We start from the raw sequence: 6,971 nt of genomic DNA, 5'->3' as shown, positions 1-6,971 counted from the left end.
GCCCGTGCGGAAGCGGAAGCCGCTGCTCGCGCCGAAGCCGAAGCCGCCGCCCGCGCCGAAGCTGAAGCCCGCGCAGAGGCCGAAGTGCAACTGCCGGTCGCAGAGCAGGAGCGTCCGACGAAAGAAGGATTCTTCGCACGTCTGAAGCGCAGTCTGGTGAAAACCCGCCAGAATCTTGGTTCCGGGTTTATTGGCCTGTTCCGCGGCAAGAAAATTGATGACGACCTGTTTGAAGAGCTGGAAGAGCAGTTACTGATTGCGGACGTCGGCGTGGAAACCACGCGCCGGATTATCGCCAGCCTCACCGCGCAGGCCAGCCGTAAGGAACTGCGCGACGCCGAAGCGCTTTACGGCATGCTGAAAACGGAGATGGCCGGTATTCTGGCTACCGTGGAAGCGCCGCTGGATGTCAGCGGTAAAACCCCCTTTGTTATTCTGATGGTCGGCGTCAATGGCGTGGGGAAAACCACAACCATCGGTAAGCTGGCCCGTCAGTTCCAGGCAGAAGGGAAGTCGGTGATGCTGGCGGCGGGTGATACTTTCCGTGCCGCCGCCGTTGAGCAGCTTCAGGTGTGGGGGGAGCGCAATAATATTCCGGTAGTGGCGCAGCATACCGGCGCGGACTCTGCCTCGGTCATTTTTGACGCCATCCAGGCCGCGAAAGCGCGCCATGTTGATGTGTTAATTGCAGATACCGCCGGGCGCTTACAGAATAAATCGCACCTGATGGAAGAGCTGAAAAAAATCACTCGCGTGATGAAAAAGCTCGACGACCAGGCGCCGCATGAGGTGATGCTGACCATTGATGCCAGCACCGGCCAGAATGCAATCAGCCAGACTAAACTGTTCCATGAGGCCGTTGGCCTGACCGGGATCACCCTGACCAAGCTGGATGGCACGGCGAAAGGGGGCGTGATCTTCTCCGTGGCGGACCAGTTCAACATTCCTATTCGCTATATCGGCGTTGGCGAAGGTATTGAAGATTTACGATCGTTTAAGGCTGACGATTTTATAGAGGCACTTTTTGCCCGAGAGGACTAATTAGGATGATTCGCTTTGAAGAAGTCAGTAAGGCTTATCTCGGCGGTCGGCAAGCGCTGCAGGGGGTTGATTTTCATCTGCACCCCGGCGAAATGGCGTTTCTGACCGGACATTCCGGGGCAGGGAAAAGTACCTTGCTGAAGCTGATCTGTGGCATTGAGCGCCCGAGCGCCGGGCATATCTGGTTTGGCGGGCACGACATCAGCCGTCTGAAAAGCCGTGAAGTCCCGTTTCTGCGCCGTCAGATTGGTATGATCTTTCAGGATCATCACCTGCTGATGGATCGCACGGTGTATGACAATGTGGCGATCCCGCTGATCATCGCCGGAGCCAGCGGGGAAGATATCCGCCGTCGCGTGTCGGCGGCCCTGGATAAGGTTGGCCTGCTCGACAAAGCGAAAAATTTTCCTATCCAACTTTCTGGTGGCGAACAGCAGCGCGTGGGGATTGCCCGTGCCGTGGTCAATAAACCGGCAGTGCTGCTGGCAGATGAACCCACCGGGAACCTCGACGAGGCGCTGTCAGCGGACATTTTGCGTCTGTTTGAAGAGTTCAACCGCGTCGGGGTGACCGTACTGATGGCAACGCACGATATGGGGCTGATCGGCAGTCGCAATTACCGACTGATGACGCTGAGCCAGGGACGTTTGCACGGAGGTCATCGTGGTCAATAAACGCAATACACGCCCGGCCGCGGCTAAATCGGTGAAACAGAAGCAGCCCTCGAAGCGTAAAGCGCTAAAGGGCGGCTGGCAGGAGCAGTGGCGTTATGCCATGCATGGCTCTCTGTCTGAGATGTGGCGTCAGCCGCTGGCGACGCTGCTGACGGTGATGGTGATTGCCATCTCTCTGACGCTGCCCAGCGTATGTTATATGGTGTGGAAAAACGTCAGCCAGGCGGCAGATCAGTGGTATCCGGCTCCGCAGTTGACCGTCTACCTCAGTAAAACACTGGACGATGATGCGGCTGAAAATGTCGTGGCTCAGCTGAAAAAAGAAGAGGGCGTCGAGAAAGTTAACTATCTGACGCGTGAAGAGGCGCTGGGCGAGTTCCGTAACTGGTCTGGCTTCGGCGGCGCAATGGATATGCTGGAGCAGAACCCGCTACCCGCTGTGGCGATTATCACACCTAAGCTCAATTTCCAGAACTCTGGCACCATGGACAGCCTGCGCGATCGCGTATCCAAAGTGGAGGGAATTGATGAAGTGAAGATGGACGACAGTTGGTTTGCCCGCCTGGCTGCACTGACCGGGCTGGTTGGTCAGGTGGCGGCGATGATCGGCGTTCTGATGATAGTGGCCGTGTTCCTGGTGATTGGTAACAGCGTGCGCCTGAGCATCTTCGCGCGTCGTGACACCATCAATGTGCAGAAGCTGATTGGCGCGACCGATGGTTTTATTCTGCGGCCGTTTTTATACGGCGGGGCGCTGTTAGGCTTTAGCGGCGCGCTGCTGTCGCTGGTGTTGTCAGAAGTGCTGGTCATGCGGCTGGAGTCAGTGGTCACGCAAGTGGCATCGGTGTTTGGTACCACCTTTGGGCTTCATGGTCTGGCATGGGACGAAAGCCTGTTGCTGCTGCTGATTGCTGCGATGATTGGCTGGATTGCCGCCTGGCTGGCAACCGTTCAACATTTACGTCGTTTTACGCCTCAGTAACCCCTTTACACGTTTTTTTGATATAATCTTCCTCTGCTGCGTGAAAGTTTGCCGCAGAGGAAGTTCATCATTCTGTCACTTCCCCCTGCGACGCTGGTTCCTGTCACGCACGCTGTGTGCAAAATATCCACTATAATCGTTGAACTTGTGGATAACTTTATTGTCTGAGCTGGCAGAGACAGGCTAATTGCTTCGCACAGATTGCTTTCGATTTTCGCGGGCAATTCGCGTAGTGTAGTCGGCGCGTCATGGACTGGCGCTGTCACGATGATTAAACAGAGAGGGTTTGAATGACCAAAGAAATGCAAACTTTAGCTATTGCTCCTTTAGGCAACCTGGATGCGTACATCCGGGCAGCTAATGCCTGGCCTATGCTGACGGCAGAAGAGGAAAAAGCGTTGGCTGAACAGCTGCATTACCAGGGCGATCTGGAAGCAGCTAAAACGCTGATCCTGTCTCACCTGCGCTTTGTCGTTCATGTCGCTCGTAACTATTCCGGTTATGGCCTGCCACAGGCAGACCTGATCCAGGAAGGTAACATCGGCCTGATGAAAGCCGTGCGTCGGTTTAATCCGGAAGTGGGCGTGCGTCTGGTGTCCTTTGCTGTGCACTGGATCAAAGCCGAAATTCATGAATACGTCCTGCGTAACTGGCGTATTGTGAAAGTCGCGACCACGAAAGCCCAGCGTAAGCTGTTCTTTAACCTGCGCAAAGCCAAGCAGCGTTTAGGCTGGTTCAACCAGGACGAAGTCGAGATGGTGGCGCGTGAGTTGGGTGTCAGCAGTAAAGACGTGCTTGAAATGGAATCGCGTATGGCCGCGCAGGACATGACCTTCGATCCGACGCCAGACGATGAAGGCGAAGGCCGTTCCATGGCTCCTATGCTTTATCTGCAGGATAAATCTTCTGACTTTGCTAACGGCATTGAGGAAGATAACTGGGACGATCACGCTGCCGATAAGCTGAGTGATGCGATGCAGGGTCTTGACGAGCGTAGCCAGCATATTATTCGTGCCCGCTGGCTGGATGATGACAACAAAACCACCCTGCAGGAACTGGCCGATCAGTATGGCGTGTCCGCAGAGCGTGTGCGCCAGCTTGAAAAGAACGCGATGAAAAAACTGCGTCTGGCTATCGAAGCCTGAACCGCCCCTTCTCTGCACTAACCCGTGCAGAATGTTAAAAACACCGCCCCTCCGGGCGGTGTTTTTATTTGTGCCCTCTCCCGTCATGCTGGCTTTATATAACGGCGCTACGTAGAATAAAAAAACATAAATAATTTTCATCTGTCAGCAATTTTGTTCCAGGCTGGCTGAGGGATATGGTTCCGGCGTTAAGGGAGTAGGCGCGTATGGCCGGCGAGAAAATGCCAAAAGAGCAGGCGACCATGCACCATCTGGATGAATTTGACGGTCTGGATATGCTTGAAGCCCGATATTACCGTCAGCGTTTTCCCCGGCATGTGCATGAAACCTTTTGCATTGGTGTCATCGAAGAGGGCGCACAACGGTTCTGGCGCAGCGGCGGGGAACACGTCGCGCCTGCGGGCGATATTATTCTGGTGAATGCCGATGAAGTGCATACGGGATGTGCCGACGTTGAGAATGGCTGGGCATACCGGGCCATTTATCCCGACCCCGAACTGCTGCGCCAGCTGACCCGCGACCTGAAGCATGAGAATGGCATCATCCCGTGGTTTCCCCAGGCGGTGGTTCACGATCCCGGTTTGTCCGCTCAGCTACAGCTGGTGTTTAACATGTTGCCCGTTGAGGGCAACAGCCTGCTAAAAGAGTCCCTCTTACTCACGGCTATCTCCTGGCTGATCATACGCTATAGCCGCACGCCCATTACGCCCGCCGTGCTGCCCTGCCCGGGGTCGATGATCCTTCAGGTCAGGGACCTGATGATGAGCTACCCGGAAAAAAACTGGTCGCTGAAACAGCTTTCTGATGTGGTACAGCTCAGTCCGTGGCATTTTCTACGTCAGTTTAAACAGACGGTGGGGATGACACCGCACGCCTGGCTGGTGCAGGCCAGGCTGCGAAAGGCCCGCGAAATGTTGCTGCAGGGTGTGACAATCACCGCTGTTGCTGCCCGCTGCGGCTTTTCCGATCAGAGTCACTTCACGCGTCATTTCAAAAATTCGATGGGGGTCACGCCCGGCGAATTTATCCGTTCATTACGTTCCGCCTGCTGATGTGAGCGGGATCCCCCCAGCAATTTTGTGCAATATTTCTACTCAGACGGCCCCTATTCTGCCTGCACAGGTTTGCAGGGGGCTGAGTGCAGAATATGGAGAAGTCGACAGGCGTGCCATTTGCTGAGGCGAATGCACAGTCCGGGATGGGTTTTTTTACCGGCGTCGCATGCTACCGCTGTGCCTTTCCGTCGTTCCCTGGGGAATACTGGCGGGATCGATGGCGGTGCAGGCGGGACTGACCCTACCGCAAAGTATCGGGATGTCGGCCATTCTCTTTGCTGGTGCAGCGCAGCTGGTCACGCTGGGTTTACTGCTGTCGGGAGCCAGCATTCCTGCAATTATCATTTCCGTATTCTTTATTACCTCCCAGCACTTCCTTTATGGTCTGACGCTGCGCGAAACCGTCTCCGTGTTACAGGCTCGCTATCGTCTGCCCATTGGCTTTTTATTGACTGACGAGCTGTTTGCGCTGAGTAGCGCGAACAAGGAGAAGAGGGCGGCCACGCCAGGATACTTAATCGGTGCCGGGCTGACCTTTTATCTCAGTTGGAATCTCTTCAGCCTGATGGGCATTTTTATGGCCTCTGCGGTGCCTGATTTGCAGTCCTGTCATCTGGACTTTTCAATCGTGGCCACCTTTATCACCATTGTGGTGCCGATGATTAAAAACCTCAGCGTGTTGTGCGGTGTTGTGGCTTCCCTGCTGCTGTCGATGGTACTCAGTCTGTTCCACATCGAGGGGGCAACGGTCATTGCCGGACTGAGCGGGATGTTTTTATCCGTGGTCGTTTCCCGCTTAACGAGGGCAGCCTGATGTCCTGGATACTGTTACTGACGCTGGCTGCCGTGGTGTTTTTTAATCGCTATCTCTTTCTTGAGCCAGCTGTTCCGGTCTGCTTGCCCTCGTTGATCCGTGAGGCATTAAAATATTCTGCTCCCTGCCTGCTCACAGCACTATGCGGGCCCATTATTCTGCTGGATCATGATGAGTTACGTGAATTGACCGCGAATCCTTATTTATATGGGGCTGTCGCGGGCGTTGTTATTGCGTTTTTTGTTCGACAAATGGTGCTGTCGGTTTTGCTGTGTATGACAGTCTTTTACTTATTTTGCTGGATCGCTAAATGAAACCAAAAAAAAGGAATTTAACTCAGCCTGTTCCTGCGGAAAATCTGCGCGACACCTGGCTTATCCTGCCCGCCAGAACTCTCCCTGTGCTTTAGCGCTGAGTGGGTGCGCTGGGCGTTGATACCTCTGTTTTTCCATCTGCCTCTGGGCAGAAATGGCCGCGGAGGAACTTCGCCGATTTGCTGAACTGCACCCGCCGCAGGCGTCAGCAGATAAAGAGTGGGTGTCTGAAAAACAGGCGGAAACGCCTGACCGGGAATAAACCCTTGTATTTCCCTGGTGTTGATGTGCTTTGGGCCCTTTCAGGGCCCTGTTTTATTTTCGCCATTCGCCTTTCTGCCGGATGAATCCTGCCGATTGCATAAATGCGGCGATCACCTCCGGTTGTGCACTGCCGTCATTATCCATCGACCACTGTGCGACCTCCGGGTTTTGTGCCAGCGTCTCTTCCAGCAGATACAGACCCACCCCGCGCCTGCGCGTCACTTCACGGACTTCCAGCTGCGATAACCGCCCCTTCTGATCGGTGATATTCACTCTGACCGCCGCCAGGAGTCTCTCGTTAAAACGTGCCGCATAGAGCCGGTCATGTTCATCCAGCTTCGTTTCGAGAACATCAATATCAACCTGCGGCCAGATTTTTTTTATATCGCTGCGATCCTGCTGTGACAACTGTTGCAGACGGATGATAGTCAGTTTCATCGGAATAACCCGGTCATGAGAAAGGCATATTGTAGCGAAGTTGACCATACTATGACGTGTTAGTTTTTCTGTGAAAAAACGAGGCGATGTGTGGGGCTTGTGAACGGTATGCCGAGTAAACCATAGTCGATGCATCATTAATCCAGCACAAACTCCTGGAAAACTGGCTATTTTGGCATCATTCATGTTAGTTGATTGTCCTGTCTGCCCCGCTATTTACTGAATATGTCAGTTGATTTACAGC

8 protein-coding genes are annotated in these 6,971 nt (G+C 54.3%); 7 read left to right on the top strand and 1 reads right to left on the bottom strand.

All coding sequences use genetic code 11. The annotated features are described in order from the left end of the window. From ftsY to EPE01S_RS17595, 7 genes are all read left to right on the top strand, one after another. A partial coding sequence (gene ftsY, locus EPE01S_RS17625) for a signal recognition particle-docking protein FtsY (RefSeq protein ID WP_062747734.1) occupies positions 1-1,041 on the top strand: 1,041 nt, incomplete at its 5' end. A 5-nt stretch (positions 1,042-1,046) separates the two neighbouring features. Continuing rightward, positions 1,047-1,715, top strand: coding sequence for a cell division ATP-binding protein FtsE (gene ftsE / locus EPE01S_RS17620; RefSeq protein WP_062747732.1), 669 nt, complete (start codon positions 1,047-1,049; stop codon positions 1,713-1,715). Then, positions 1,705-2,697 carry a permease-like cell division protein FtsX gene (ftsX, locus tag EPE01S_RS17615; protein ID WP_062747729.1) on the top strand — a complete coding sequence of 331 codons (993 nt, stop codon included), beginning with the start codon at positions 1,705-1,707 and terminating at the stop codon, positions 2,695-2,697. The genes ftsE and ftsX overlap by 11 nt, the downstream gene beginning before the upstream one ends. Positions 2,698-2,987: 290 nt before the next feature. Then, positions 2,988-3,842: an RNA polymerase sigma factor RpoH gene (gene rpoH, locus EPE01S_RS17610; RefSeq protein WP_062747727.1), complete on the top strand. Its 855-nt coding sequence runs from the start codon at positions 2,988-2,990 to the stop codon at positions 3,840-3,842. Positions 3,843-4,048: 206 nt separating this feature from the next. Next, positions 4,049-4,894: an AraC family transcriptional regulator gene (locus EPE01S_RS17605; RefSeq protein WP_062747725.1), complete on the top strand. Its 846-nt coding sequence runs from the start codon at positions 4,049-4,051 to the stop codon at positions 4,892-4,894. A 169-nt stretch (positions 4,895-5,063) separates the two neighbouring features. Beyond that, positions 5,064-5,711, top strand: coding sequence for an AzlC family ABC transporter permease (locus EPE01S_RS17600; RefSeq protein WP_062747723.1), 648 nt, complete (start codon positions 5,064-5,066; stop codon positions 5,709-5,711). Next, on the top strand, positions 5,711-6,025 hold the full coding sequence (locus EPE01S_RS17595; protein ID WP_062747721.1) for an AzlD domain-containing protein: 315 nt from the start codon (positions 5,711-5,713) through the stop codon (positions 6,023-6,025). Before EPE01S_RS17600 ends, EPE01S_RS17595 begins: the two co-directional genes overlap by 1 nt. Before the next feature lie 315 nt (positions 6,026-6,340). Here the strand turns inward: EPE01S_RS17595 and panM are convergent, their stop codons facing one another. After that, positions 6,341-6,727, bottom strand: a complete 387-nt coding sequence (panM, locus tag EPE01S_RS17590; protein ID WP_062747719.1) for an aspartate 1-decarboxylase autocleavage activator PanM — start codon at positions 6,725-6,727, stop codon at positions 6,341-6,343. Between the last annotated feature and the right edge of the window lie 244 nt (positions 6,728-6,971).

This window comes from Erwinia persicina NBRC 102418 (assembly GCF_001571305.1).
GTDB lineage: Bacteria > Pseudomonadota > Gammaproteobacteria > Enterobacterales > Enterobacteriaceae > Erwinia > Erwinia persicina.
Note: the sequence above shows the minus strand (reverse complement) of the source record. Positions and strands in the feature narration are given on the sequence as shown.